This is a genomic window from Amycolatopsis sp. NPDC031561, from assembly GCF_055580625.1.
Genome location: NZ_JBVILA010000010.1, coordinates 23706 through 48852, shown reverse-complemented (window position 1 = coordinate 48852; position 25147 = coordinate 23706). Strand labels below are relative to the sequence as shown.

General features: G+C 69.1%; 21 protein-coding genes. 11 read left to right on the top strand and 10 right to left on the bottom strand.

Features of this window, described 5'->3' with window-relative positions; all coding sequences use genetic code 11:
• Window positions 1-157: 157 nt before the first annotated feature.
• From ACZ5IK_RS21330 to ACZ5IK_RS21315, 4 genes are read right to left on the bottom strand one after another with little or no spacing between them, the layout of a single operon-like run.
• Window positions 158-1174 carry an iron-siderophore ABC transporter substrate-binding protein gene (locus ACZ5IK_RS21330; RefSeq protein WP_465489231.1) on the bottom strand — a complete coding sequence of 339 codons (1017 nt, stop codon included), beginning with the start codon at window positions 1172-1174 and terminating at the stop codon, window positions 158-160.
• A 27-nt stretch (window positions 1175-1201) separates the two neighbouring features.
• Window positions 1202-2098: an ABC transporter permease gene (locus ACZ5IK_RS21325; protein WP_465489230.1), complete on the bottom strand. Its 897-nt coding sequence runs from the start codon at window positions 2096-2098 to the stop codon at window positions 1202-1204.
• Window positions 2085-2867: an ABC transporter ATP-binding protein gene (locus ACZ5IK_RS21320; protein WP_465489229.1), complete on the bottom strand. Its 783-nt coding sequence runs from the start codon at window positions 2865-2867 to the stop codon at window positions 2085-2087. Before ACZ5IK_RS21320 ends, ACZ5IK_RS21325 begins: the two co-directional genes overlap by 14 nt.
• A gap of 16 nt (window positions 2868-2883) precedes the next feature.
• Window positions 2884-3945, bottom strand: coding sequence for an ABC transporter substrate-binding protein (locus ACZ5IK_RS21315; protein ID WP_465489228.1), 1062 nt, complete (start codon window positions 3943-3945; stop codon window positions 2884-2886).
• A 255-nt stretch (window positions 3946-4200) separates the two neighbouring features.
• Here ACZ5IK_RS21315 and ACZ5IK_RS21310 point away from each other — a divergent pair, with 255 nt between their 5' ends.
• Window positions 4201-5718 carry a sensor histidine kinase gene (locus tag ACZ5IK_RS21310; RefSeq protein WP_465489382.1) on the top strand — a complete coding sequence of 506 codons (1518 nt, stop codon included), beginning with the start codon at window positions 4201-4203 and terminating at the stop codon, window positions 5716-5718.
• Here ACZ5IK_RS21310 and folP read toward each other — a convergent pair.
• Window positions 5715-6581: a dihydropteroate synthase gene (folP, locus tag ACZ5IK_RS21305; RefSeq protein WP_465489227.1), complete on the bottom strand. Its 867-nt coding sequence runs from the start codon at window positions 6579-6581 to the stop codon at window positions 5715-5717. The two genes, ACZ5IK_RS21310 and folP, sit on opposite strands and share 4 nt — an antisense overlap.
• A gap of 158 nt (window positions 6582-6739) precedes the next feature.
• Between folP and ACZ5IK_RS21300 the strand changes: the two genes are divergently transcribed.
• The gene (locus ACZ5IK_RS21300; RefSeq protein WP_465489226.1) at window positions 6740-7924 is read left to right on the top strand and encodes a glycoside hydrolase family 88/105 protein; all 1185 of its coding nucleotides are present in this window, start codon (window positions 6740-6742) and stop codon (window positions 7922-7924) included.
• A gap of 49 nt (window positions 7925-7973) precedes the next feature.
• The gene (locus ACZ5IK_RS21295) at window positions 7974-8978 is read left to right on the top strand and encodes a winged helix-turn-helix domain-containing protein (RefSeq protein WP_101612964.1); all 1005 of its coding nucleotides are present in this window, start codon (window positions 7974-7976) and stop codon (window positions 8976-8978) included.
• A gap of 50 nt (window positions 8979-9028) precedes the next feature.
• On the opposite strand, the gene ACZ5IK_RS21290 is transcribed toward ACZ5IK_RS21295, so the two are convergent.
• Both ACZ5IK_RS21290 and ACZ5IK_RS21285 read right to left on the bottom strand, forming a co-directional pair.
• The gene (locus tag ACZ5IK_RS21290; RefSeq protein WP_465489225.1) at window positions 9029-10600 is read right to left on the bottom strand and encodes an alkaline phosphatase D family protein; all 1572 of its coding nucleotides are present in this window, start codon (window positions 10598-10600) and stop codon (window positions 9029-9031) included.
• A 43-nt stretch (window positions 10601-10643) separates the two neighbouring features.
• Window positions 10644-11300 (bottom strand): hypothetical protein, encoded by a 657-nt coding sequence (locus ACZ5IK_RS21285; RefSeq protein ID WP_465489224.1) that lies wholly within the window; start codon window positions 11298-11300, stop codon window positions 10644-10646.
• Window positions 11301-11442: 142 nt separating this feature from the next.
• Between ACZ5IK_RS21285 and ACZ5IK_RS21280 the strand changes: the two genes are divergently transcribed.
• The 5 genes from ACZ5IK_RS21280 to ACZ5IK_RS21260 all read left to right on the top strand — a co-directional run bounded on the left by ACZ5IK_RS21280 (window position 11443) and on the right by ACZ5IK_RS21260 (window position 18239).
• A complete protein-coding gene (locus ACZ5IK_RS21280) occupies window positions 11443-14394 on the top strand; it encodes an AfsR/SARP family transcriptional regulator (protein ID WP_465489223.1) in 2952 nt (983 codons plus the stop codon).
• A gap of 117 nt (window positions 14395-14511) precedes the next feature.
• Entirely contained in the window at window positions 14512-15735 is a 1224-nt protein-coding gene (locus ACZ5IK_RS21275) for a hypothetical protein (RefSeq protein WP_465489222.1), read from the top strand.
• A 144-nt stretch (window positions 15736-15879) separates the two neighbouring features.
• Entirely contained in the window at window positions 15880-16056 is a 177-nt protein-coding gene (locus ACZ5IK_RS21270; protein WP_465489221.1) for a hypothetical protein, read from the top strand.
• Window positions 16014-16922: an FAD-binding oxidoreductase gene (locus ACZ5IK_RS21265; protein WP_465489220.1), complete on the top strand. Its 909-nt coding sequence runs from the start codon at window positions 16014-16016 to the stop codon at window positions 16920-16922. Before ACZ5IK_RS21270 ends, ACZ5IK_RS21265 begins: the two co-directional genes overlap by 43 nt.
• Window positions 16923-17018: 96 nt before the next feature.
• The gene (locus tag ACZ5IK_RS21260; protein WP_465489381.1) at window positions 17019-18239 is read left to right on the top strand and encodes a glycoside hydrolase family 88 protein; all 1221 of its coding nucleotides are present in this window, start codon (window positions 17019-17021) and stop codon (window positions 18237-18239) included.
• Window positions 18240-18489: 250 nt separating this feature from the next.
• Here ACZ5IK_RS21260 and ACZ5IK_RS21255 read toward each other — a convergent pair whose 3' ends face one another.
• Window positions 18490-18933 (bottom strand): DUF4396 domain-containing protein, encoded by a 444-nt coding sequence (locus ACZ5IK_RS21255; RefSeq protein ID WP_465489380.1) that lies wholly within the window; start codon window positions 18931-18933, stop codon window positions 18490-18492.
• Between the two features lie 270 nt (window positions 18934-19203).
• On the opposite strand from ACZ5IK_RS21255, the gene ACZ5IK_RS21250 reads away from it, so the two are divergent.
• The gene (locus tag ACZ5IK_RS21250) at window positions 19204-20220 is read left to right on the top strand and encodes an autoinducer 2 ABC transporter substrate-binding protein (RefSeq protein ID WP_465489219.1); all 1017 of its coding nucleotides are present in this window, start codon (window positions 19204-19206) and stop codon (window positions 20218-20220) included.
• A gap of 1 nt (window position 20221) precedes the next feature.
• Here ACZ5IK_RS21250 and ACZ5IK_RS21245 read toward each other — a convergent pair whose 3' ends face one another.
• Entirely contained in the window at window positions 20222-21463 is a 1242-nt protein-coding gene (locus ACZ5IK_RS21245) for a DUF6923 family protein (protein WP_465489218.1), read from the bottom strand.
• A gap of 4 nt (window positions 21464-21467) precedes the next feature.
• Window positions 21468-22232 carry a bestrophin-like domain gene (locus ACZ5IK_RS21240; RefSeq protein ID WP_465489217.1) on the bottom strand — a complete coding sequence of 255 codons (765 nt, stop codon included), beginning with the start codon at window positions 22230-22232 and terminating at the stop codon, window positions 21468-21470.
• Window positions 22233-22704: 472 nt separating this feature from the next.
• On the opposite strand from ACZ5IK_RS21240, the gene ACZ5IK_RS21235 reads away from it, so the two are divergent.
• Together ACZ5IK_RS21235 and ACZ5IK_RS21230 are read left to right on the top strand one after the other, a co-directional pair.
• Window positions 22705-24093, top strand: a complete 1389-nt coding sequence (locus ACZ5IK_RS21235) for a family 2B encapsulin nanocompartment shell protein (RefSeq protein WP_465489216.1) — start codon at window positions 22705-22707, stop codon at window positions 24091-24093.
• Window positions 24094-24104: 11 nt separating this feature from the next.
• Entirely contained in the window at window positions 24105-25130 is a 1026-nt protein-coding gene (locus tag ACZ5IK_RS21230; RefSeq protein WP_465489215.1) for a family 2 encapsulin nanocompartment cargo protein polyprenyl transferase, read from the top strand.
• Window positions 25131-25147 lie beyond the last annotated feature (17 nt).

The window sequence follows — 25147 nt, the reverse complement described above, 5'->3', positions numbered from 1 at the left end:
ACGTTCTAGGCCCTGTGCAGTGGGGGGGTTAAGGGGTGGGTGTGGTGGCCCAAGAGAAGGAGGGGCCCCCCACGGGTGGGGGGGGGGGGGTGTTTCGGGTTAGAACCCGAAACGCCACTCACGACCAACGGGACCGACGCCCTACGCCGCCGGGACCTCAGGTCGCCGGAACCGCCGCGAGCTTCGGCACCAGCTGCTCGATCGCGTAAGGGATGCTCAGCACCGTGTTGAACGAGATCGCGGCCCCCACCGGCGGATTGTCGTAGGTGATGAACAGGTCCCGCTTGTCGCCCGAGACCTTCAGCTTCCCGTACACCGGATCCGCCCGGACCCTGGCCTCCGCGCCGACGTCGGAGTTCAGCCACACCAGGCGATCCGCGTCGAACAGGTCGAATCGTTCCGAGGTGACCTCGACGACGTTCTTCGCCGGGTCACTCTCCGCCTTGACCGGGTCGAAGGGCCGGAAGCCCAACTCGGTCATGAAGATCATCTTCGGGTCGGTCGTGGTGAACGCCGAGAACTTGCCCGCCTCGAAGGTGTCGGCGACGACCATCGACAGCTTCGCGAACTCGGGGTGCTCCGCCCGCGCCTTGGCGAACCGCGCGTCGATTCCCTTGATCAGGTCCTCGGCCTTCTGCGGGAGCCCCAGTGCGCGCCCCACCATCCGGGTCATCTCCTGCCACGGCGCCGCGTAATCCTCGTACTTCGGCGGCTGCGCGACGACGGGGGCGATCTGCGAGAGCTTGTCGTACTGCTCCTTCTTCATGCCGCTGTACTGGGCGAGGATCAGCTCCGGCTTGAGCGCGGCGATCTTCTCGAGGTTGTAGTCGTCGCGCTCGCCGACGATCTCCGGCTGCTTGTCACCCCAGAGCGCCTGGGTCCACGGCCACTTCCCGTACGGCCGTTCCTTGAACCAGTCGACGGCGCCGACCGGCCGGATCCCCAGCGCCAGCACCGCGTCGTGATCGGACAGGCCGAGCGTGACGACTCGCGACGGCTGCCGCTCCACTGTGGTCGAACCGTATTTGTGCTCGACGGTCACCGGGAAAGTGCCTCGCGCCTCCGGCGGGACCAGGGTCTCGTCGACGGACTGCGAAGACCCGCATCCGGCCACCAGCAAGGACATCATCAGCGCGGTCAGGATCGCCTTGACCCGCACACCGAAATCGGACATGCGGGTAAGGCTAGCCTGGCCAAAGTCCTAAAGGGACGCCGTGAGACCACGGGCACGCAGGACCGAACGTTCCAGCGGGCGGAACACCAGCAACTCGATCCCGACACCGACCAGCAGGATCAGGAAGATCGCCGAGATCACGCCTTCCATGCTGTTGAACGACGAGCCCTCGTTCAGGTACGCGCCGAGGCCCTTGCCGAGCGCCGGGGACAGCGCGATCAGCTCGGCGGCCATCAGCGAACGCCACGAGAACGCCCAGCCCTGCTTGAGCCCGGCCAGGAAACCGGGCAGCGCGGCGGGCAGCAGGATGTGCCGGGCCGCGGACAGCCTGCTCGCCCCCATCACCTGCCCGACCCTCGGCAGCATCGGCGGGATCTGGTCGATGCCCGAGACGAGACCGTTCGCGATCGACGGGACCGAACCCAGCAGGACGACGAAGTAGATCGAAGCGTCATTCAGTCCGAACCACAGGATCGCCGCCGGCACCCACGCCACCGACGGAAGGCTTTGCAGCCCGGTCAGGAACGGCCCGACAGCGGAACGGACCAGGCGGACCTTCGCCACCAGCAGGCCGAGCGGGGTCCCGATGACCACGCCGATGAGGAAGCCCAGCGCGGCGCGGTGCACCGACGTCCAGACGAACTCGAAGATCTCGCCGGTGCTCGTGATGTCGACGAGTTCGTCCCACACCGCGAGCGGTGAGGGCAGCATCGTCTCGGGCCAGAACGCGGCGGCCCACAGGACCTGCCAAAGGACGACCAACAAGGCCAGGAAGAGCAGCGGAGGCACGAACCCGCGCAGGAACCGCTTCCCCCAGCTCTCCCGGCGTTCGCCGGTGGGCGTGTCGAGCGAATCGAGCCCCGCGCCGACGGCCTCGTCGGCCTCCTCCGCCGCCGTGATATCGGGGCGGTCAAGCCGCGGCATGGGTACTGATCACCTCCCGGAGGTGACCGGTGATCTCCAAGGTCAGCTCCTCGGCGTCGGAGGCCTGGACGTCGCGCCATTCCCGCACGACCCGGCCCGGCCGCGACGAGAGCAGCACGACCCGCTGGCCGAGCCGGACGGCCTCGCGGACGTCGTGGGTCACGAACAGCACCGAGGTGCCGGTGCTGCGGTAGACGCGCAGCAGTTCGCCCTGCAGGACGTCGCGGGTGATGGCGTCGAGTGCCGCGAACGGCTCGTCCATCAGCAGCAGCGACTGCTCAGGGTCACCGCCGACGCGCAGGGTCGCGGCCAGCGCCCTGGCGAGCGCGACGCGCTGCCGCATCCCACCGGACAGCTCGTGCGGCCGCTTGTCGCCCGCGCCGCCGAGGCGGACGAGTTCGAGCAGTTCGGCCGCCTTCTCGCGGCGCTCGCTCCGGCCGAAACCGGCCAGGCGCAGCGGAAGTTCCACATTGCGGGCCGCGGTCAGCCACGGCATCAGCGCGGCTTCCTGGAACATCACCGCGGGCCGGGAGGTTTCGAGCGTGATCGAGCCGGACGTCGGCTGGTCGAGACCGGCGACCAGGTTCAGCAGGGTGCTCTTGCCGCACCCGGACGCGCCGAGCAGGCAGACGAATTCGCCGGGGGCGACCGTCAGGTCCATTCCGTCGAGGGCCACGACGGCGCGGCCGGTCGGGCCGAACGCCTTCCGGACCCCTTCCAGACGCACGGCGACACCGGTGGACAGGCCGGGCTCCAAGGTGGTCGTCATCGCTGATCCCCTCCGGTCACTTCGTCAGCCCGGGCGCGTCCACGCCGGGCTTGCCCTGCTCCTTGAGCACGGCGTTGAGCGGGCCGAAATCGGCGAACCCCTTGAGGTCCACCGCGGACTTCACCACGCCGGCGGTCACCGAGTCCTTCGCGAGCTGGGTGAAGGTCGACGCCACGGGGTCGATGCCGAGTTCGATACCGGAGAACGCGCGGTCGAGAACGGCTTCGTTCAGTGTGCTGCCCGCGAGCGCCTTCAGTTCTCCGTTGACCACCTTCTTCGCCTCGGCGGGGTTGGTCTTCGCCCAGTCGATGGCGGCGAGTTCACCCTTGAGGATGGCGGTGACGGTCTCCGGGTGCTGCTGCAGGAATTCGCTGCGGACGATCACGACCGTGGTCGGGAACTTGCCTTCCGGCCACAGGGTCTTCTCGTCCAGCAGGACCTTCGCACCGGCGTCCAGCACCAGCCGCGAGGACCACGGCTCCGGCAGCCAGCCACCGTCGAGCTCGCCCTTCTTGAAGGCGTCGAACGTCTTGGGGTTGTCGAGGTTGGTGATCTTGACGTCGGGCAGCTTCTTCTCGGCGATGAACTTCTTGAGCGCGACGTCCTGGGTGTTCGCCAGCGACGGCGTCGCGATGTTCTTGCCGGAGAGCTGCTCGGGCGTGGCGATCTCGGGCTTCACCACCAGCTGCGCGCCGCCGGTGACCGCACCGGAGACGAGCTGGATGGCGCCCTTGGACTTGGTGAAGGCGTTGATCGCCGGGCCGGAGCCGATGAAGGCGATGTCGAGCGAGTTGCCGAGCAGCGCGTTGACCTCTTCGGGCCCGGCGTTGAACGTCTGGGTGGTGAGCTTCGTCGAGCCGAGCTCCTTGGCGAAGAAGCCGTTCTTGACCCCGATCAGCGCGGGCGCGTGCGTCACGTTCGGGAAGTACCCGACGCGCACCTCGCCCGCGGCGCCCTGGCTCTTCTGCTCCGGTGGCGCCGCGGCGTTCTCCGCGCGTGAACACCCCGCGATCCCGCCGGCCAGGGTCAAGGCGGCGAAGGCCGCGGCCAGCAAGCGGGTTCTGTGGTGGGTGCTCACGGGGGACGCCTTTCGGGGGATAAGACTCAGCCTGGGTGGTGGCCGCGAGAGTCGCATGTTCACCCACGTGCCTGCATCGCCATCCGGATGACGGGAAACATCCTGAGAAACCTTGACACCAGGCGGAACTGTTGTTCCACATGTCAGGACGGGCGTCCCGATGGCGCCTCCCCCGATCGGGCGTCCTCCCGGTGTAACGGTCCGGGCCGAACGGGCGAATCACGCTTAGTGGTGAAGCACCCTCGCACCGTCGCGATGGCGGGCGTCCTGACCGCCGGCATCGGGCTGGGCGTACTGGCGATGACGCTCAAGATCGCCGACGGCACGCACACCGTGCTCGACACCACCCTGTCCACGACGACCGGGTTCCTCTTCCTGCTCGCCGGCGCCGTCGCGCACGTGCGCCGCGCCTCGAACCCCATCGGGCTGCTGATCGCGCTGGCCGGGCTCGCGCTGTTCGCCGAGGACCTGCAGTTCGCCGGGGACCCCCTCGCGCACACCGTCGGACTGGCGCTGACCGCCGCGTCCAGCCCGGTGATCGCGCATCTCGTGCTCGCCTTCCCGCACGGGAAACTCCGGTCCCGCTGGGAGCGTGTCCTCGCCCTCTCCGCGTACGCCGTGGTCTTCGGCTCGGCGGTGCTCGGCCTGCTGGTCAACGACGATCCGAAGAACCTCGCCGCGATCGCGGCCTCCCCGGAGGCCGAGCAGCTGGTCAAACGGCTGCTCGAACTGGTCGGCGCGCTGATCGGGGGCGGCGTCGTCGTGGTGCTGCTCTACCGCTGGCTCGCCGGACGGCTTCCGCAGCGGCGGCTGCTCTCCCCGGTCGTCGCGATCGCCGTGATCGGCGCGGTGAGCACCACGGTCGGCAGCGCGCTCGGCTCCGGGCATCCGGTCTCCGGGCCGCTGCTGGACGTATACCGGTTCTCGTTCTGCCTGTGGCCGCTGGCGTTCCTGATCGGGGTGCTGCGGGCCCGGGTCGGCAACGCGGAGATGATCCGGCTCCTGCTGGAACGCGACGGCTCGGGGCTGGCCGCGCTCGTGCAGGACGACGAGGTGTGGAAGGACAGCCGGTCGATCGACGCGCTCAACGCCGCCGCCGGGCTGGTGCTGGACAACCAGCGCCTCGCCGCGGAACTGGAGGAACGCCTCGTCGAGGTCCAGGCCTCCCGTGCCCGCATCGTGGCCGCCGCCGACGACGAGCGGAGGCGCGTCGAACGGGATCTGCACGACGGGGCGCAGCAACGCCTGGTGAGCATCGTCCTGCTGCTGCGCATGGCCGAACGCCGGCTCGGCGACGACCTGACCCCGGCCGTCGCGGCCCTGCTGAAAGGCACCATCGACGAGCTGCAGGCCACCGTCACCGAACTGCGCGAACTCGCGCGCGGGCTCCACCCCCCGATCCTCACCGAGGCCGGGCTGATCCCCGCGGTCCGGTCGCTGCTGGACCGGATCCCGCTCGCGGTCGACCTCGCGGAGGCGGACGTGCCCCGGCTCAGCGGCCCCGTGGAGGCGACGGCCTACTTCGTCGTCTCGGAAGCTGTCACCAACGCGCTGAAACACGCGCAGGCGCGGGAGGTCCGCGTGCGCATCGGCGTCGAGGAGGACGGCCTGCGGGTGGACGTCCACGACGACGGCACCGGCGAGGCCGACATCGACGGCGGCTCCGGGCTGCACGGCCTGCGCGACCGGGTCCGCGCGCTCGGTGGTGAGCTCACCGTCCTCGGCGAGCCCGGTACCGGCAGCACGGTTTCGGCCGTGATCCCGCTCGGTTAGGCGAGGCCGCGGATCGCGCGCGCGGGCGGGCGCGTGCCCTGGATCGACGCGACCATCTCCACCACCTGCCGGGTGCGCTTGACCTCGTGCACCCGGAACACCTTCGCACCCTCGGCCACCGCCCAGGCCGTCGCGGCGAGGGTGCCGTCGACCCGCTCCGCGAGTTCCACGCCGAGCGTCTCCCCGACGAAGTCCTTATTGGACAGTGCCATCAGCACCGGCCAGCCGGTGTCGGCCAGTTCCCGCGCGTGCCGCAGCAGCGCCAGGCTGTGCCAGGTGTTCTTGCCGAAGTCGTGGGTCGGGTCGATCAGCACGCCCTCGCGCGGGACACCGAGCGCGACGACCGCTTCGGCGAGGGCCGTCGTCTCCGCGACGACCTGGGCGACGATGTCCGGATAGCGCACCCGGAACGGACGGGTGCGCGGGACGGCGTTCCCGGTGTGCGAGCAGACGTACCCGGTGCCGAACTCCGCCGCGACCTCGGCCAGTTTCGGATCGGCTCCCGCCCAGGTGTCGTTGATCAGGTCCGCGCCCGCCTCGGCCGCGCGCCTGCCCACCTCGTGGCGCCAGGTGTCGACGCTGATCACCAGGTCGGGGTGCAGTTCGCGGATCCGCTCGACGAACGGGACCACCCGCCGGATCTCTTCCTCGACGTCGACCTCGGCACCGGGACCGGCCTTCACCCCGCCGATGTCGACGATGTCCGCCCCCTCCTCCACCGCCCGCGCGACGGCGGCGAGCGCGTCCGGGTCGGCGAAGGTCGCGCCCTTGTCGTAGAAGGAATCGGGGGTGCGGTTGACGATCGCCATGACCAGGGCCCGGTCCCGGGCGACGCGGCGGCCGCGGAAGGTCAGCTCGTTCACGTACCGATCGTAGGCGAGCGGGCGGCCTCGCGGAGAGTGCCGCCCATCGGGACCGTCCCGGGCAGCGGGAACTGCCGTTGACTCGCCACCGAAAAGCCGGGTAGACGTTGTCCTGCAAGGAAAGTTCAGCCGGTGTCCCCGCGCAGGAAGGGCCTCGCATGTCCCCGGATCCTCTTCGCACGGCCCGGCTGACGCGGCGCACGATGCTCGCCGGGACCGCGGGCGCCCTCGGCGCGCTGGCCCTGCCCGGCACGGCGAGCGCGGCTCCGGTCGACTGGTCCCGGGCGGTCGTCGACTCGACGATGAAGCGCTTCACCCCGGCCACCCTCGGCGGCTGGGGCTACACCCGCGGCCTTTACCTCTACGGCCAGTACCTCGTGTACCGGCGCACCGGCGAGCGGCGCTACCTCGACTACATCCTCGCCTGGTACGACCGGTTCGTCACCGATAGCGGGATCTCCAACGGCTTTACCAACCTGGACGCGATGCGCTCCGGTCAGATGTTCCCCTTGCTGTACAACGAAACCGGGCAGGCGAAGTACAAGACCGCGGCGGAACAGCTGCGCGCGCGGTTCCCGTCCTATCCCCGGACGTCCGACGGCGGGATGTTCCACGCCACGAGCAAGACCGGGCAGTTGTGGGCGGACGGCGTCTACATGGCGCAGCCGTTCCTGGCCCTGTACGGCAAGACCTTCGGCGATCCCGGCTACTGCTACGAAGAGGCCGCGAAGAACGTCATCGTCTACTTCGACAGGCTCAAGGAGCCCGTCACGGGCCTGCTCTACCACGCCTATGACGAAGACGGCTCGGAACCGTGGGCGTCGGGCGACGGCCGGCATTCGAAATTCCACTGGGCCCGTGCGATCGGCTGGCTCGGGATGACGGCGATCGACCTGCTCGAGATCCTGCCCGGCGGCCATCCGCGCCGGAAACGCCTCGTCGAGGTCGTCAAGTTCCTCGCGGCCGGTTACACCCGGTGGCAGGACCGGGCCTCGGGCCGCTGGTTCCAGATCGTCGACCGGGGCGGCGACCAGGACAACTGGCTGGAGACCTCGGCGTCGGCGATGTACACCTTCCTGCTCTCGCGCGGCGTCGAACGCGGCCATATCGGCCCTGAATACCGGCCCGTCGCCGCCAAGGGCCACCGCGGGGTCCTGTCCCAGATCTCGGCCGGTGCCGATGGATTGGCGGATATCAAAAACATCTCCGAGGGCACTAACGTCGGTGACACCGCGTATTACTACGCGCGTAAGCGCAACACCAACGATTTCCACGGTCTCGGCGCGTTCCTCATCATGAATGAGCAACTCGCTTTTCCCGGGCGGTGCAGGGTATTGACCTGAGGCGCTAACATCGCGTGCTGCGACGCCCACTCCCAGGAGGGACGACCGGATGCGCGAGACGCCACCCCAGGCTTCTTATACCCGGCTCGAACTCGGTGACACCAGCACGATCTCGGTAGGTGTGACGGTTTCCCCGCACATCTCGCTGGTTTCGATGCTCGTCGAGGTCGTCGGCGGGTACGACCGCGGCCTGCCCGCCCCCTGGCGACGTCAGGTGGGCTCGGCGATCCCCGAACAGGGCTACCGCGCCGCGAGCGCGCTCGCCCGCCGGGGGACCTCCGTCCAGCCGGACTTCATCGTGCCGATCAGTCCCACGGAGGACGCCGCGGCCGCCGCGCAGACGGAAATGCTGCGCGACCTGACGGAAGCCGACGTCCACAAGGGCCTGGAAGAGGTCTTCGGCGACCGTTTGCCCGCGCAGTGGCGGCAGGCCGCCGACCATCCGAGACGCTGGGTCGCCTCGCTCGCGGACGCCTTCACCGCGACCCGGCTGGCGACCGAAAACCTGTGGACCAAGGCCCGTCCCCTGCTCGACCGCGAGATCGAACGCATCGGCGTCGCCTCCGTCCGCGGCGGGACCGACGCGGTACTCGGCCTGCTGCGGCCCCATTTCCGGTTCAGCAACGGCTCCCTGCTGCTGCCCGACGCCGAACCGGCGCGGTACACCGCCCGTGGCCGCAAGCTGATCCTCGTCCCGATGCTCGCCGGCTGCCGGTCGGTGGTGTCCAACTTCGACGAAGAGGACACCATCTGGATCGGCTACCCGCTGCCGGGACTGGACGGCCTGCTCGAGAACGGCAAGCCCGAAACACCGCCCGGCGTCGACGGACTCGACCTGGTTGTCGGCGCCCACCGCGCGAAACTGTTGCGGCACTTGGGAAAACCCGCTCGCATGGGCGAGATCGCGAATCTCCTGTCGTGTGCGGCCAGCACCGCGACCTATCACTGTGAGCAGTTGGTCTCGGCCGGTCTGATCCAGCGGCACCGCGAGGGTCAGGTCGTCCTCGTCGTCCGGACGCCTCGCGGTGACGCGCTGGTGGACCTGCTGTCCTGACTCGTGAGTGGTAAGGACGGTTAGAACCGCCTTTACCACTCACGAGGCCGTTAGACCTTCTGCAGCCCCGGCTTGCCCGCTTCGACGACGTAGCTGCGGTCCGCGGCCAGGGTCACCTTCGAGAAGTCGTACTCGGTGGTGTCCGAAACCGTCATGAAGTCCGCCCGCATCTGCGCTTGCGACGCCGTCACCCGGACGTAGCCGCGCTTTCCCCGGCAGTACTTGACGTGCGGGTTGTTCGACAGCCAGGCCGACGACGGGTCGGTCGCGGTGTCGCTGTTGCTCGTGACCGAGGTCGTCACCAGTTCCGAACCGAACACCGGGTCGCTGTGGTTGAAGTAGTCGCGGCGCAGATCGGCCGCCCAATGCCGGTGGACGTCGCCGGTCAGCACGATCGGGTTCGGCACCTTGCGGTCCACGATGCCCTTCGCGATCCGGTCGCGAGAGGCCTCGTAACCCTGCCAGGAATCGGGGCTCTCGCAGGTCGCCTTGTTGCCGTCGCCGTCACGGGTGGCGAAGAAGACCTGCTGGCCGAGGAAGTCCCACTTCGCCGGATGCGTCTCCAGCGCCTTCAGCAGCCAGGCTTCCTGCGCCGTGCCCAGGATGCTGCGCGACGTCGACCGCATGTCGGTGCACGACGGCCCCGCCGAACCGGACGGGTCGGACACCTGCGCGTTGCGGTACTGACGGGTGTCGAGCATGTGGAACCGGGCGAGGTTGCCCCAGCCGAACTGCCGGTACAGGCGGATCGCCGCACCGCTCGGCTTGGCGGTGGAGCGGATCGGCATGTTCTCGTAGAACGCCTGGAAACCGGCGGTCTTGCGCTCCGCCGTCGCCGGAGCGGTGGTGCCGTTCCAGTTGTTCATCACCTCGTGGTCGTCGAAGACCACGATCCACGGCGCCATCGCGTGCGCGTTCTGCAGGTCGGCGTCGGTCTTGTGCTGGGCGTGCCGCGCGCGGTAGTGCGCCAGCGTCTTCACCTCGTCGGTGAAGGCCAGCTTGCGCGGATTCCGTTCGGCGGCCGCGCGGCCGGACTTCTTCTCGTACATGTAGTCGCCGAGGAACAGCACCAGATCCGGATCATCGGCGAGCATGCCCTTGTACGAGTGGTACCAGCCCTCCTCCCAGTGCTGGCAGGAGGAGAAGCAGTACTTCAGCTGGTCCACGACCGCACCGGCGGCCGGGGCGGTCCTGGTCCGGCCCACCGGCGAGATGTAGCCGCTGGTCTTGAAGCGGTAGAAGTATTCGCGTCCCGCCTGGAGCCCGGCCGGTTCGATGTGCACGCTGTGCCCGGAGGCGCGGGCCGCGGTCGCGGTGCCCTTCTGCACGACCGACGAGAACGCCTGGTCGTTCGCGATCTCCCAGTCCACTGTGTACGAAGCGTCCGGCATCCCGCCGAAGCCGTCGGGGTTCAGCGGGGCGGGAGCGAGACGCGTCCACAGCACGACACTGTCCGGCAGGGGGTCACCCGAGGCGACGCCGAGCTGGAACGGGTCGCGGATGGCGGGCGCCGCCGCCAGCGTTCTCGCGTTCGCCCACGAAGGCACCGTCGACGACAACGCAGCCGCCGAAACCGCCGCGGCTCCACCGAGGAGTACCGCCCGCCGGTTCACCTGACCCATGAGAATTCAACCTTTCGAAGTGGGGAAAGAACGGGGAGGGATTTCACGCGGCGTAATCGGTGATGCCGGCGCTACACGCTTCGAGGGCCGGATTCGCGGAAGCGTTGGCGACGCAGACCTTGTAATAGACCCACGAGCCCTTCGCGACCGGCACGGCTTTGTCGACGTGGGTGCCGTTACCGCCGGAAGCCCAGACGTAGAACGGGCCGGCGCCACCCTTCAGCCAGTAGGCGACCACGGCGGACTTTCCGTCGGCGTCCTTGTCGTAGACCAGGAAATGAGCATCCGATGAACGGAACTGGCCCTCACCGGCACAGACGCCGGTGGAACATTCGGCACTGCCGGTGCCGACCCCGCAGTCGGGCGCGATCCGCTGGTCGGAGCCGGTGTAGACGTAGCCGTCGGAGATGTAGCCGCCGAGCGCGGGGACGTAGTCCCACAACGTCGTCTTGCCGAGGGGACCGGTGACCTCGGTCCCGATCGTCTGGCAGTCGATGGTCACCGTGGCGCCGTTGGCCACCGTGCGCACCGCGGTCGAGGTGGTGCTCGGGGCGCGGCGCACGTTCAGCGGATCACCCGCCGTCTTGACGGTCCCGGTGGCCGCGGCCAGCGCGGGAGTCGCGCCGGCGAGGCCGAAAGCACCCACCGTCGCCAGCACGAGGAAGAAACCGGCGAGCCGCCGGACACTTGAACGCTTCATGGCTGCAGCGTCGACCGGCGTCGTACATGACCCGTACAAACCGCGTCCGCTGTCTGCACTTGCATGCGAATGGATCTAGCCACCATGGCGGGACGGCAATATTATCGGCGGATATGGGGCTCCTGCCGTATTGGCGGTTTAGGTGACAATTCTCGGGTTTCGCGTTCTCGGTCCGCTCGAAGTGGCGGTGGACGGACAGGTGGTGCCGCTCGGCGGCCCCAAACCGCGTCTGCTGCTCGCCGCTCTCCTGCTTCAACCCAACGTCGTCGTCTCCACCGAACTGCTGATCGAGGTCCTGTGGCCCTCGTCGGCTCCGCGTTCGGCGGCGGCGAACATCCGCACCTACGTCCATTCACTCCGCAAACGTCTCGCCGATCGCGATCCGGAACTGGGGGAACGCATCGGCAGCCGGGCGTCCGGCTACATCCTCAAGGCCACCCCCGGGGAGATCGACCACATCCGATTCGGCGAATTGGCCGCCGCCGCGCAGGACGCGCTCGGCCACGGGGACGCCGAATCCGCCCTCGGCCTGCTGGATCAAGCCGAAGCGCTGTGGCGCGGGGAAGTCCTCGAAGGGCTCCCCCACGACCACGGCTGGGGCGCGACGGTGGCCCGGCTGACGGAATCACGGCTCGCCGTCCAGGAACAGCGGTTGCGGGCGAGGATCGAGCTCGGCCGGACCGCCGAAGCCGTCGCCGAACTGCGCGGCCTGGTCACCGAGCATCCCCTGCGCGAAGAACTCTGGCAGCAGCTGATCGTGGCGCTGCGGGCCGACGGCCGCACGGCCGACGCCATCGAGGCCTACGAAACGGCCGAGAAGGTGCTGGCCGAGGAACTCGGCACCGAACCGGGGCCGCGGCTGAGGGAACTGCGGGCCTCGCTGGTCGTGACGCCCGCCGTGACCGCGGACGCCGTGACCGCCGCCCTCACCCGGCCGATGACGCCGGTCTGCCAGCTCCCGCTGGACCTGCCGGACTTCACCGGCCGCGACGGGGTGGTCGGCGCCCTCGCCGACCTCTTCCGCGACCGTCGTGATCAGGGACAACCCGCGATCGCGGTGCTTTCGGGGGCGCCGGGGGTCGGCAAGTCCTCGGTCGCGATCCGGGTGGCGCACGCGGTCCGGGAGGACTTCCCGGACGGTCAGCTGCACGTCGACCTCGCCGGGACGTCGTCCTCGCCCCGGCCCCCGATGACCGTGCTCGCGGAGTTGCTCCGCGCGCTGGGGGTCCCCGACGCGGGGCTGCCGCGTGATCTTCCCGAACGCGCGGCGCTGCTGCGGTCCAGGCTGGCGAGCATGCGCATGTGCGTCGTCCTGGACGACGCGGGCAGCGCGGCGCAGGTCCGGCCGCTCCTGCCCGGCGCGGGTGCGTGCGCGGTGCTGATCACCAGCCGGGTGCGGATGCCGGATCTGGCCGGGGCCACCCCGTTCGACGTCGACCTCCTGCCCGAGGCCGAGGCCGCGAAGCTGCTCGAAGGCATCGTCGGCACCGAGAGGGTCGCCGCGGAGCCGGACTGCGCGGCCGCGATCCTCCGGCACTGCGGGTACCTGCCGCTGGCGATCCGGGTCGCCGGGGCGAAGCTGACCAACCGGCCGGGCTGGACGCTGCGCGTCCTGGCGGACAGGCTGCGGGACGAGAGACGAAGACTCGACGAACTCCGTGTCGGCGATCTGGCCGTCCGCGCCAGTGTCACGCTCAGCTACGACCTTCTGCCGATGTCGGCGGCGACCGCGTTCCGCGGCCTCGGCGGGCTCGGCTCTGTTCAGTTCCCCGCTTGGGTGGTCGCGGCGCTGCTCGGCCGCGCGCACGCCGACGACGTCCTCGACGTACTGGTGGACGCCCACCTGGTCGAACTCATCGGCTCGGACGGCACCGGCGAGCCCCGCTATCGCCTGCACGACCTGTTGCGGTGCTACGCCCTCGAACTGCGTGCGCAGGACGTCCTGGAGAAGGCGCGCGAGGCCACGAAACGGGTGCTGGAGGGCTACCTCGCGCTCGCGGTCGAGGCCGCGGACCGGATGCCGATCCACTTCTTCGGCCTCTACCGGGACGACACGGCCGTCCAGCCCGCCCTCCCGCGGGGGACCGGACGGCTGGTCGAGGATCCGGCCGCGTGGTTCGCCGCCGAACGGCACACCTGCGTCGCCGCCGTCGCGCTGGCCGCCGATCTCGGCTTCGACGCGCTGGCCTGGCGTCTGACCGCCGCGCTGGCGCCGTACTTCGACCAGCGCGGCCACCAGGACGACTGGCTGCAGACGCACGCCGTGGCGCTGGCAGCCGCGCGCCGGTCCGGCGAGATCCGCGGGGAGGCGATCATCCAGCGCAACCTCGGCCAAATCCAGCTGTACCAGGACAGCTACGCCGAGGCGCTGGTCGCGTTCGAGCAGTCGCAGCTGCTGTTCGACAAGATCGGCGACGCGCGGGGCGCGGCGATCGCACTGGCCGGGCTCGGCACCGTGCTGCGGATCAAGGGCGAGGACACCGTCGCGCTGGAGCACTGTCACGCGGCGCTCGATCAGTTCTCCGCGGCCGGTGATCCGCACGGCGAGGCCGTCGCGCGGATCGCGATCGGCGCGGTGTGGCTGGCGCGGCGCCGGTTCACCGACGCGGAACACTGGTTCACCGAGGCGCTCGAACAGTCGGCGAACATCGGCGACCGGCATCGGGAGGCGCACGCGTTGAAGCGGCTCGCGATGCTGCGGCAGCATCAGGGCAACCTCGCCGGCGCGCGGGAGCGGGTCGACCGGGCCATCGCGATCTTCAACGAACTCGGCGACGACCACTGCGTCGGGTACGCGAACCAGAACCTCGGCGAGTTGTATCTGCACAGCGGCGATCTCGCCCACGCGCAACTGCTGCTGGTCAATTCGCTGAGCGTGCACCGCCGCAACGGGGACCGCCGGTCCGAGGCGGAGGTGTCGCAGTTGCTCGGGGAACTGCACGAGGCGCTCAGCCAGCCGGAGCGGTCGCGGACCTATTCGGAACGCGCGCTGGCGTTGTGGCGGGAACTCTCCGCGCGACCGCAGGAATCCGCGCTCGCTTCGCGCCTCCAGGAATCCGCCGAAGCCTCCTACGGGAAGCCTGCTTCCGCCTGATCTTCACTCAGCGAGACGGCACCCCCTCCGGTGCCGTCTCGCTTTTTGTATCGATCGTGTACACGCCCCGGCGAAGCTCCCTTCATAGCAACCGAGAGTGCTCGAAGGGAGACCGGAATGGTCCGGACCGTGAAGGCCCGCCGCGTGATGGCGGCCGTGCTGGCCATGGGGGCGGTCACCGCGCTGGCCGCCGGCCCCGCGAACGCGGCGGCGGAGGGAAGCTGGCGCGCCGATCTGTCCACTGTGGATGGCGACGACGTCAACGTCCGCAGCGATGGTGGCGTGCTCAGCCTGGAAAACGCCGCGTGGCACAGAAAACCCGACTCCATCGGCAGCCAGGGCTACCTGCTGCTGGCCGAGCGGAACCTCGGGAAGCCGGTGAACCGCGTGACCGCGCAGGTGACCGCCGAAGCGCCGAACGGCACCGAGGTCGAGGTCGACGTCCGCGGCAAGCTCAACTCCAACGACTGGACGGAGTGGACGCCCACCGAGGGCGGCGCCGCCCAGCTGTCCGCTTCGGTCTCCACGGTCCAGGTCCGCGTCGGACTGCGCACCGTGAACGACGGCGTGACCGCGAAGGTCAGCGACATCACCCTCCAGGGTGAGCTCGGCCCGCAGGTCAACGCGATCGGCGCGGCCGCCGCCCCGCTGACGTACAAGGTCTTCGGCACCCGTGAAGGTCTCGTCGGCGGCACCACCGCCAACGGGCACGTGATCAAGTCCCGCGACCACTTCGTCGCCCTGCCGTCGGGCCGGGGCCTGGCGCCCAAGAACACCGGCAACTACACCGTCCGGATCTGCCGCACCGACAACAGCCGCTGCGAGTACGCGCCGGTGTGGGACGTCGGCCCGTGGAACACCAAGGACGACTACTGGAACCCGTCGGCCACCCGCCAGATGTGGAAGAACCTGCCGCAGGGCAAGCCCGAAGCGCAGGCCGCGTACCAGGACGGCTACAACGGCGGCAAGGACGAGTTCGGCCGCAAGGTGGCCAACCCGGCGGGTATCGACCTCGCGGACGGCACCTTCTGGGACGGCCTGAAGATGACGGACAACGGCTGGGTCAACGTCTCCTACCTGTGGACCGGCTCCGGTCCGACCGGCGTCATCAGCACGGCGGGCGACCCGATGAACGTCCGGGCGTCGGCGAGCACCACCGCGGCGATCAAGGGCCTCGCGGCGAACTACGCGAAGGTCAACATCGAGTGCTACGTCGAGGGCGAGACCGTCACCGGCAAGTTCGGCACCAGCAACATCTGGGACCGGATCGGCCCGGGGCACTACGTCTCCGACACCTACCTGAAGACCGGATCGGATCTGCCGGTGGCACCCAAGTGCTGAGGCACCCCTGAACGCGAAGGCCCGGCGCACCCCATAGCGCCGGGCCTTCGCCCTTTGGGCCGCCCCTTTCCCGCGCGGGTGGACCTTGTGCCGGGCCGTCCGCCCTCGAGACTGTGCGGTAGCCACGACCTGAGGGGGGGTCCCATGAATCCGCCTGAAACGACCGTGTTGCGCCGGAAACTGTCCGGCGCGGTGATCACCGCCGCCGATCCGGGCTACGACGCCGCCCGTGCCGTGTGGAACGGGGACATCGACCGGCGGCCGGCCGTGGTCGTCGAATGCGCCGGCCGCCAAGACGTCGTCACCGCGCTGGCTGGCTGACCGCGAAACACGGGCTCACGATCGACAACCTGGTTTCGGCGGAGGTCGTGACGGCCGACGGCCGGATCCTGCGGGCTTCCGAAGGTACGTATCCGGATCTGTTCTGGGCGCTGCGCGGTGGCGGCGGCAACTTCGGCGTGGTCACGGAATTCGAGTTCCGGCTGCACCGTGGCGGCCTGGCCGAGGTCGGGATGTTCTTCTGGAAGCTGGAGGACGCGCCCAAGGCGCTGCGTTTCGCGAGGGACGTGATCGCGACGCTGCCGCCGGGCACCGGTGCCATGCTCGTCGGGCTCAACGCGCCGCCCGTTCCGTTCGTCCCGGCCGAGTATCACCTCGTGCCGGGTCTCGCGCTGGTCGTCACCGGCTTCGACGGTCCCGAACGGCACACCCGGCTGATCGAGCGGATCCGGGACGGGCTGCCCGCGGCGTTCGAACTCGTCTCCCCGATGCCTTACGCCAACCTGCAAAAGCTGCTCGACCTGATCGCCGCCCGGCTGCCGGACAAGGCGTCGCCGATGACCATCATGCCGATCGTGCCGCTGCAGGACACGTACTCGACGGTGCACGACGACGCGACCGCGTTCGGCGGCCCGCGGACGCCCGGCTTCGTCGTCGGTTTCGCGGCCACGGCCCCGGCCCCGGAACTCCTGGCCGCCGATCGCGCCTGGACGCGGGCCCTGTGGGAAGAACTCCTGCCGCATTCCAACAACTACGGCGGCTACCTGAATTTCCTGAACGAATTCGACGAGGACAGGGTCCGCACGGCGTACGGCGCGGCGAAGTACGCGCGGCTGGCCGCGATCAAGGCGGTGTACGACCCGGACAACGTGTTCCACCACAATGCGAACATCCGTCCCGCTGAGTGAGGCTTCTTTATTCACAACCATGAATGGCCTTCACAAGCGCGTAACCGTCGTGCGAAACTCCCGTGACGCATTTCCCACTGACGAATGGCGGGCATTGTGAGCGTTTCGCGGCGAACCCTGTTGACCACCGCTGCCGGTGCCGCCGTCGCGGCGACGGCGATCCCCTCCGTCGCCAGTGCGGCAGAGGAAGAAGCCGCCGGGGTAACGAGTTTCCGCCGGGCGGCGGACTACGCGGTGACCAAGCTGCGAGCCGTCGCCCCCGGCGTGAGCACCTTTCCGGAGATCACGCGGTTCGAAAAATGGACCTATTCCGCCAAGGGTGGCTGGATCGGCGGTTTCTGGCCGGGAACATTGTGGCTCGCGTCGATCTACAGCGGCGATCCGCAATTCCGGAACCTCGCGATGGCGTCCGCGGAAAAGCTCGCACCACGCCAGCACGAGACGAGCGATCACGACCTCGGATTTCTGTTCTACCCGTCGTGGGTGACCGGCTGGCGGCTCACCGGCGACGAGAAGTGGCGCACCGGCGCGCTCACCGCCGCGTCGTCACTCATCCAGCGCTACAACGAAAAAGGGAAGTTCATCCGGGCATGGGGCGCGCTCGGCACCCCGGGCAACGCCGGCCGGGTCATCGTCGACACGATGATGAACCTCGACCTGCTGACCTTCGCGAGCAAGCAGACCGGCGACCGGAAGTACCTCGACATCGCCGTCTCCCACGCGAAGACCACCGAACGGGTCTTCGTGCGCCCGGACGGTTCGACCCCGCACGTGTTCGACTTCAACCCGGACACGGGCGCCGAGATCGGCCCGAACTCCGTGCAGGGCTACAGTCCGACGTCCTGCTGGTCGCGTGGTCAGGCGTGGGCGATCTACGGCTTCACCACGATGTACCGGCGCTCCGGCGACCCGCTGTTCCTGCGGACCGCGCAACGCCTGGCGGATTTCGCGCTCCGCGCCCTGACTCCGGACAACGTCCCGGTGTGGGACTACCTCGCCCCGCAGGCTCCGCACGACATCAAGGACTCCTCCGCCGGCGCCGTGATGGCATGCGGCCTGCTCGACCTGGCGAAGGTCGCGAACCGGCCGCACTACCGCGAGGCGGCGATCCGGATCCTCACCGCGCTGTGCGACACCTGCCTGACCACGAAGTCCACCCGCGCCGAGGCGATCGTGGCGCGCGGCACGCGCAACCGCCCGGCGGAGGACGGCGTCGAGGTTTCGTTGCCGTACGCCGACTATTACCTGCTGGAGGGCATCCTGCGGGTGCTGATGCCGAAGGAGATCGACAAGGCGATCGACCTCTCGACCGTCTAACCGGACGGGCGACTCGGTGCCCGCTGTCCCCAATGTCGCATTGGAGACACTGAGCGTCTCAAGTGCGACATTGGGAACCCCGACCGCCTTGCACTCGCACGAGAACCGGGGCGCGCCGGTGTCCCGAAGGCCTCCCTTGGGACGTTCAACGCCTCAAAGGTGACCTTCAGGACACCAGCAGCGGTAACAGGTGATCCAACAGCCGCGCCGAGACCCGGGTCCTGAAACTCACAAGTCCCGACCAGAAGCCTCAGTGAGCGTGGCCTTCGTGGCCACCGTGGTGCGCGTGGGCCTTCGCGTGCCCCAGCCCTCGCCCGATCATCCACTTGTTCACCGGCACCGTCAGCACGAACGCGACGGCCAGCGAGAACGCCAGCGCGCCCCAGAACAGCAGGCTCGCGAGCCCGGCCTCCATGGCACCCGGCACCACCAGCATGACCCCGTTGTCGACGATCTCCATGACCGCGATCGACACCGTGTCCGCGGCCAGCGCCACCTTGAGCGCGGTGCCGAACGGCAGGCCCGACTTCAGCACGCCGCGCATGGTCAGCGCGTAGCCGAAGACGAACGCGAGCGCCACCGCCAGGACGATCGTCGCCACGTTGCCGAGGCCGAGCGCCGTGCCGATCACCATGCCGAGGACCTCGCCGATCGCACAGCCGGTGAGGCAGTGCAGGGTCGCCGACGCCGCCATCGACCAGCTTGCTCCATGCCGTGTCTCGTTCATGCGGGGAAATATACCCCCCACCCGTATACATGGCGCAGTGACCCGCGTCTCCCGGTCGCTCACCGTCACCCCCATAGGCCGACCCGGTAATCGGACCAGGTCGATGAACTCACTTCCGTAACCCTTTGCGCTCATCCGGTTGACCGGGGTAACCGAAGACCTTAGTTTCGCCGGAGGTCTCCACCGCGCGAAGACCGATCGGCTGGTTTCAGGTGGTTCCGTGACTATGGGGTGGAGATGCGAGGGCCGACCAAGACGCTCGTCGTGGCCACTGTGCTCGCTTTGGGCATGGTGTTCGGGCTGACCGGATGCGCGAGCGAAGAGCCCGCGGGCATGGCGGCCAAGCCGATCCGGATCGCGTTCGTGCCGAAGGTCGCGGGCATCCCGTACTTCGAGGCGATGAACACCGGCGGGATCGCCGCGGCCAAGCAGCTCGGTGTCGAGTGGACTTCGACCGGACCGGCCACGGTGGACCCCGCCGCGCAGGTCTCGATCGTGCGCGACCTCGTCGACCAGCGGGTGGACGTCATCGCGATCGCTCCGAACGACCCCAAAACGATGGCACCGGCGATCACCGACGCGCGGGCCAAGGGCGTCCATGTGATCACTTCGGACACCGACGCGCCCGGCACTGATCGCGAGCTCTTCGTCAACCAGGCCACCCCGGAGGGCATCGGCAAGGCGCTCACCGACGCCCTGATGAAGAAGATGGGCGGCGCGGGCAAGTACGCGATCGTCTCCTGCGGTGAGACCGCCGAGAACCTCAACGCGTGGATCGCCGTGCAGCGTGCGTATACCGCCACGGAGTATCCCAGCGCTCAGCTCGTCGAGACGGTCTACGCCGGCGAGGACAAGGACAACGCCACCACGCTGGCCAAGGACCTGATGGCCAAGTACCCGGACCTCACCGGCCTGGTCGGCGAGTGCACGACGTCGGCCCCCGGGGTCGCCGAGGCGGTCCGTTCGCAGCAGAAGATCGGCCGCGTCTTCACTGTCGGCGTCGGGACGCCGCAGGCGATCAAGCCGTACCTCCTGGACGGTTCCGCGTCGCTTTCGGTGCTGTGGAACGTCGAATCACTCGGCTACCTCACCGCCTGGGCCGGCAAGCAGATCGCCGAGGGCAGGCCGCTCGGCGCGTCGAACAAGGTCAACCTCGAACTCCCGGCGATCAAGTACGAAGAAGCCACGAAGACCGTACTGCTGGGCGACCCGCTGTTGATCACGCGCGAGAACGTGGACCAGTTCAAGTACTGACTCACCGGGCCCGCCGCACGGCACCCGCCGCGGCTCCGCCGCCGAGGATCAGGACCAGCGCGGTCAAACCCCACCGGCGCTTCTCCTTCGTACGGGCGTGCGGATCGGTCTCCGCCGCCTCCTCGCGTTCCCTCGGCGGGGCCGCACGGGTCGGCTTCGGCACCGGAACGGGCGGCGGGACCACCCTAGGCGTGGGAGTCGGCGTCGGGGACGGCGACGGACTGGGCGACGGACTCGGAGTCGGGCTCGGTGACGACGTCGGGGACGGAGACGGCGGCGGCGTCGGAACCGGGACGGGAGCAGGCGTCGGGGACGGCGTGGGCGAGGGCGTCGGGTTGGGTTCCGGAGTGGGCGTCGGCTTGGGCGGTTCCGGTTTCGGCGGCTCGGGTTTCGGTGGCTCGGGTTTCGGTGGCTCGGGAGCGGTGAGACAGCCCGCCGCGTCCGAACCCGCCAGCGGCGGACCGGACCGCACCACGGTCACCCGCCCACCGCGATCCAGGCGGTACAGCACACTGCGCCCGCCGATCCGGTTCGCCGTGGCGTACAAGGCACCGTCACGGCCGAGCACGACGGAACCGTAGACGTCGGCGGGCGGGAACCGAGCGTCGTCGGCTTCGCGGACCTTGCCGGACGACGGGTCGATGGTGATCACGGCGCCTTTTCCGCGCCAGGTGGTGGAAACGCCGTAGAGCAGTCCGTTGTGGTACGCGAAATCGTTGACGTCGTGGGCGAGCGTGATCGGCCGCAGGAACACCGTCCGGATCACCCGCAGGTACCGCTCCCCCGGCGTCAGATCCACTGTGTACAGGGTGCCGTTCCTGAGCAGATACCAGGAGTTCCCGCCGATAGCACCCGCCGTGACACCCGCGACGGGGCTCCACACCGGCAGCCGGTTCCCCGCGCGAGTGATCGGCCCGAGGTCCCGGGTGTCCCCGTCCCGGTCGATCGTCACCGCGTGCGCGCCCCGGCCGAGTCCTTCCGCGACACCGAAGACCAGGTCCCGTGTCGCGGAGTAGCCGAGCGCGTTGAGCCGGTACCCCGCGTCGGTCACCCGCGTGGTGGTCCCCGAGCCGACATCGATCCAGCGCAGCTTCGACTTCCCGTGCGACCCGGTCTCCGCCTGCACCACCAGGCAGGATTCGGCGGCGCGCGCGGCCATCGGGGCCAGCAGCGCCGACGCCCCCACCAGCCCGGCGACGGCCACCGTCGCCGCCGTCCGCGTCATCCCGTCCACGACGCTCACCGGCTCAGGCGATCCTCGCCAGCGCGGCGGTGAACGCGTCGGGCGGGATCCGCACCCCGCCGCCGAACGGGTTCTGCAGCTGGTAGATCGCGAACAACAGGAGCGTGACCGTACCGGCCAGGGTGGACACGATCACCAGATGCGCGGCCAGGCGAGTGCCGCCGAACAGGTTGGGCAGCAGCACCGAGATGAGGCTGCCGATGATGAGCGCGAACCAGACGACACCGCCGACCCGGCCGCCCTCGACCGCGTTGAGCCGATCCTGCCGGGCCTCGTAGACCTGCCAGAGCTGGGTGGCCGCCTCGGCCTTGCGTTCGCGGATCCAGTCGTCGTCCGTCGGGGCCTTGTCCACCGCCTTGCGCAACCGGTCGAGCTGCGCCCAGCCGGTGTCGGGGACGACATCCCCGCCCTCGGCCATCCGCGGCCACTCCTTCTGCTCGACCGTGGTGATGTACTCGGCGCTCAGCTTCCGGACCTCGGCCTTGACCTCGGTCCCCAGGGAGTCCGCGGCCCACACGGCGGCGACCAGGCTGTCCGCCTCGTGGTACGAGCCCTCTCTCGCCGCGCTCGTGGAGTCGAAGAGGGAGATCAGGATGAACGCGACCAGGACGGCGTGGAGCCCGCCGACGATGGTGAACACCTGGCCGGCGGCGTCGTTGTTGTCGGGCCGCCCCTCGTCCCAGCCGAACTTGCGGACGAGGTAGCCGACGAACCCCGCCCCCGCCGCCGCGCCGACGACCCAGGCGATGCCGGTCAGGTAAATACCCATTCGACTCCTTACCCCGTGAAGACTGCTGAAACTAGTTCACCCTCCGGCGCGCCGAGAAGAGCAGTTGAATCAATTCATACCGGTGGTGGAAAGGATAAAGTCGATCATCACCGTCTCGGCCCAATTTCTCATACCGCGAAACGATTTTCGACACGCGCCGGAAAGGCTCGTCACCACTGTGAGATCGCGGCTTCACGTCCGAGTGATCAGTCGCCACGGGACGTCACCGACCTGGCCGTATACCGAAATTCTCCGCAGCCCCGTCGCTCGAACGGCTGCGGGCGGGAGCGTCCGCACGGGCCAATCCGGCAAACAGGTGAACGTACCCGGCTACCCGATCGTGTGTTTGTACGGGCATTCCCGCTTGCTATGTTCATTTCGCGCCTCCCCATTGAATTTGGGTATCCGCGAATTTGGGAACAGCAGTTCACCAGGGCGGGAATACCCGCCACGACGATGGGTGGATTTCTCGGTGACGATCACGGACAACCCGCAACTGAGCCTCGGCAAAGCCGCCGCTCGCACGCTGGCCACGACCACCAAGTCGGTCCCGCAGATGCAGGGCATCTCGTCGCGATGGCTGCTGAGAGTACTGCCGTGGGTTCAGGTTTCGGGTGGCGCGTACCGGGTCAACCGCCGGCTGAGCTACGCCGTCGGCGACGGGCGGGTCGCCTTCACCACCGCCGGCGCCGAGGTCCGGGTGATCCCGCCGGAACTGGGCGAACTCCCGCCGCTGCGCGGTTTCGACGACGAAGAGGTCCTCACCGAACTCGCCGGCCGGTTCGTCCAGCGGGAACTGTCCGCGGGCGACACCCTCACGGAATTCGGCCACCGGGCCGACCAGGTCTTCCTGATCGCGCACGGAAAGATCGACAAGGTCGGTGTCGGCGCGTACGGCGACGAGACCGTCCTCGGTGGCCTCGCCGACGGCGGGCATTTCGGATCGCAGATCCTGGTCGACGACGACGCGATCTGGGAGTTCACCGCGAAGGCGGTCACGTCCTGCACCGTGCTTTCCTTGTCCCGCGCCGCTTTCGCCGACATCCTCGATCGCTCGGACAGCTTGCGCGAACACCTCGGCGCGTTCTCCGCCGGCGGATCGCAGGCGAGCAACGATCACGGTGAGGCGCGGATCGACGTCGCGTCGGGCCACGACGGCGAACCGCTCCTTCCCGGCACCTTCGTCGACTACGAGACTGAACCGCGCGAGTACGAACTCAGCGTCGCGCAGACCGTCCTGCGGGTGCACACCCGGGTCGCCGACCTCTACAACCAGCCGATGGACCAGGTCGAGCAGCAGCTGCGGCTGACCATCGAGGCGTTGCGCGAGCGGCAGGAACACGAGCTGATCAACAACACCGGCTTCGGGCTCCTGCACAACGCGGACTTCTCCCATCGCGTCCCCACCCGCACCGGCCCGCCGACCCCGGACGACCTCGACGAGCTGCTCGCCCTGGTGTGGAAGGACCCCGGTTTCTTCCTCGCGCATCCGCGGGCGATCGCGGCGTTCAGCCGGGAATGCAGCAAACGGGGTCTCTATCCGGACGCCGTCGACCTGGACGGCCATCAGGTGCCCGCCTGGCGCGGCATCCCGATCCTGCCGTGCAACAAGGTCCCCGTCACCGAGACCAGCACCAGCTCGATCCTGCTGATGCGGACCGGTGAGGACACTCAGGGCGTCGTCGGCCTGCATCAGGTCGGGCTGCCCGACGAGTACCGGCCCGGACTGAACGTCCGTTTCATGGGGATCAGCGAACAGGCGATCATCTCGTACCTGGTGAGCGCGTACTACTCGGCGGCGGTGCTGGTGCCCGACGCGCTGGCCGTTCTGGAGAACGCCGAACTCGGACGCGAAGGCTGAAAGGAAGTCCGTTGACGACCATCGACACCGGCACCGGAGCCCGGCCCGCCACCGAAGTCCTGACGTGGAGCCGAAATCTGCTCGACCCGGCATTGCGCGAGGCCGTCGGCGGGCTTCCCGAATCGATGCGGCTCATCGCCGGTTACCACTTCGGCTGGTGGGACGAGCACGGCCGTCCGTCCACTTCGGACAGCGGGAAGGCGTTGCGGCCCGCGCTCGCGCTGCTGTCGGCACAGGCGGTCGGCGGTGACGCCGAAGTGGCCGTCCCGGTGGCTGTCGCGGTGGAGCTCGTGCACAACTTCTCGCTGCTGCACGACGACGTGATGGACCGGGACACCACCCGGCGGCACCGCCCGACGGCCTGGACGGTGTTCGGCACCGGCGCCGCGATCCTCGCCGGGGACGCCTTGCTGTCCCGGGCCCTCGAAGTGCTGGCCCCGTTCGGGCCGACCGCGCTGCGGGTGCTGAGCACGGCCGTGATCGATCTACTGGAAGGGCAGAGCGCGGACCTGAAGTTCGAAGAACGCGGTGACGTCGACACCGCCGAATGCGTACGGATGGCCGAGGGGAAGACCGGCGCGTTGCTCGGGGCGTCGTGCACGCTCGGCGCGCTCGCCGGGGAAGGGAGGCAGGATCAGGTCGACCGGCTGACCGAGTACGGGAGGGCACTCGGGCTGGCGTTCCAGCACATCGACGATCTCCTCGGGATCTGGGGCGATCCGGCGGTGACCGGGAAACCGGTCCACTCGGATCTCTCCAACCGGAAGAAGTCCCTGCCGGTGGTGGCCGCGCTCCACTCCGGGACCGAAGCCGGGCGAGAACTGGAGGCCTTGTACCGCAAGGAAAACCTCGACGTCGCGGAATTGCCCCACGCGGCGGAACTGGTGGAACGGGCGGGCGGCCGGTCGTGGAGCCAGGAGCAGGCCGACGCGCTCCTGACCGGCGCGCTGCACCATCTCGCCGTCTCGAGTCCGGTACCCCGCCCAGGCACCGAACTCGCGGCCCTCGCGAAACTGGTGGTACGGCGACGATATTGAAGTCGGGCGCGGAAAAG